1 protein-coding gene is annotated in these 2,024 nt (G+C 62.6%); it reads right to left on the bottom strand.

Going from position 1 to position 2,024, the window contains the following annotated elements; genetic code table 11:
- Window positions 1–1,187, bottom strand: a 1,187-nt coding sequence (locus tag ACFY3V_RS39645; RefSeq protein WP_389780469.1) for a trypsin-like serine peptidase, incomplete at its 3' end; no start/stop codon positions are given.
- Window positions 1,188–2,024 lie beyond the last annotated feature (837 nt).

The following is a 2,024-nucleotide window of genomic DNA, read 5'->3' as shown; positions in this document are numbered from 1 at the left end:
CCGAACACGAACACCGTCTGCTGCGGCTTCTGGTTCCAGGTGAAGCCCTGGCCACCGACGTTGTCACCGAGCTTGCCGGTGTCCTTGATGAAGCCCTCGACGATGATGAAGGTGTCCTTGAGGTACTTCGTCGCCTTGGTCTCCTTCACCCACTTCTCAAGGTAGTAGTGGGTGATGGTGTAGTTGCCCACGCCATCGATCTTGCGGTAACCGGGGCCGGTGTAGGCGTCGTAGACGGCCTTGGTGACGTGCTCAGTGACGAAGTAGTCCTTGTAGCCCTGGCCGACACCGCTGGGGGCGGCGTCGTACTGAGCCTTGGTGACCTCGGCCTGAACCTTGACGGCCTTGTACCAAACGCCGTCGATCTTTTCCTTCCAGTCCGGGCCGACAAGGACCTGGGAGGACTCCTCCTTGGCGTAGCAGTCGGAGGTCTCCTTCCCGTTGAAGTCCTTGCACTCCTCGTACTGGGCCTTGGTGATCTCGCTGGTCTTGACGACCTTGGGACCAGTGAACTTGTCGTACTCGTCCTTGGACACGGCCTTGCCGGTGCCGCCACCGATCTGGACACCGTTGTACACGGTCACGAACGCGTAGTCGCGGTCGTAGTCCTCGTAGTTGGCGAAGTCGTAGTGCGTGTACGCCGTCTTACCGACGTAGATGCCCCACGGGGTCTTGCCCTGGTAGTAGCCGGGGACGAAGACCCAGTTGTCCATGACGCTGGCGTCGGCCTTGTCGTCGTAGACGCAGTGACCGGCCGTGGCGACCAGGTTGCGGTACTGCGACTGGATCGAGGTGGCCGAGCACCACTTCAGCGCGCCCTTGGAGTCAACGAAGAACACCTTGCCGATGGACTTCGGCAGGTTGATGTTCTTGACCTTCGCGGCGGCCTTCTTCTCTTCACCCGTGGGCTTGACCTCGCCGGGCTTGCCGTCGGGGGTGTAGCCACCACCGGCGTTGAGCTTCGGCGTGGCCTTGGTCTCCCAGGTGTAGGGGGTGGCCTTGGCCAGGTTGTTCGTCGCGCCGTTCGCCGCGAGCCAGAACTCGGCGACGTCGACCGCGGCCGGGGCGTCCTTGGCCATGGTGTCGTAGGCCCAGTCCGGGGCGGCGTTGGCGGTGCCGGCCAGACCAGCGGCCAGCAGACCGGTGGCCAGAACGGCGCCACCGGCGGGGAGGAGAATGCGCTTCAAGGGGAACTCCTTGGTCTGATGTGGAACGCCTCTTGCGTCCCATGCGTCAGTAAAGGGATTGCCAGAAACATACAGCGCCGATCTTGAGCACCGGAAGCCGGTTTGGGGATCAAAGACTTCCTTGATCGTTTCGATGCCATTCTGTGATGTTTGGACTCCCGTGAAGCCGATGCGGGAGTTGGAGGATCATCGATGGGTTTACGCAGATAGTCGTAATCTTGTTGTTGAAGTGACGGATGTTTCGTGACTGATCGGATACATTCCGTTACCGATCATATGTGACGCAGATCACATCAATTTGATGGCACCGATTTCGTGGGAGTCGCGTCTAAAGAGCCGTCAATTCGCGCTCCGGGCTCTCGGATGGGCCGGACGGCATGCGAAACGCATGCGAAAAGCCCTCCCTCCCCGCGCCTCCGGTAAGGGCTTGATCCTTTCGCTGCCGGGCGTGGCCGCAGGAGCGGGGTTTCCGGGCCTGGAGGATCCGGTCCCGGCTGAGAACGCGATGTGGCCGCTGCGGAGACGGGATGATCACCGCGACGGGATGATCACCGCCCAGGGGTGCGTGAGACGTCGCGAGGGCACATCCGCGATCTCCGGGAACCCGTCGGATCTGGCACCGCAGGGAATTCCGACGGACGACACCCGCGACCGGACAGCATCCCGACAACGTCGAAGGGCCCGGCACCTGCCGGGCCCTTCGACGTATGTGCGGGACGGTCGCCGCTTCCGCGACGTATCCCGGTGGGGGAATGGCCGAGGGGGGTCCGGCTGGTGCCGGACCCCCCTCGGGTGATGCTTTGGGTGGAGCTGGTGTTGCTGTGGGTCTGAGGTTTG

Source organism: Streptosporangium sp. NPDC000095, assembly GCF_042899335.1.
In the GTDB taxonomy this organism is placed as follows: domain Bacteria; phylum Actinomycetota; class Actinomycetes; order Streptosporangiales; family Streptosporangiaceae; genus Streptosporangium.
The sequence above is the reverse complement of the archived record's forward strand: the minus strand, read 5'-3'. Positions and strand labels throughout refer to the sequence as shown.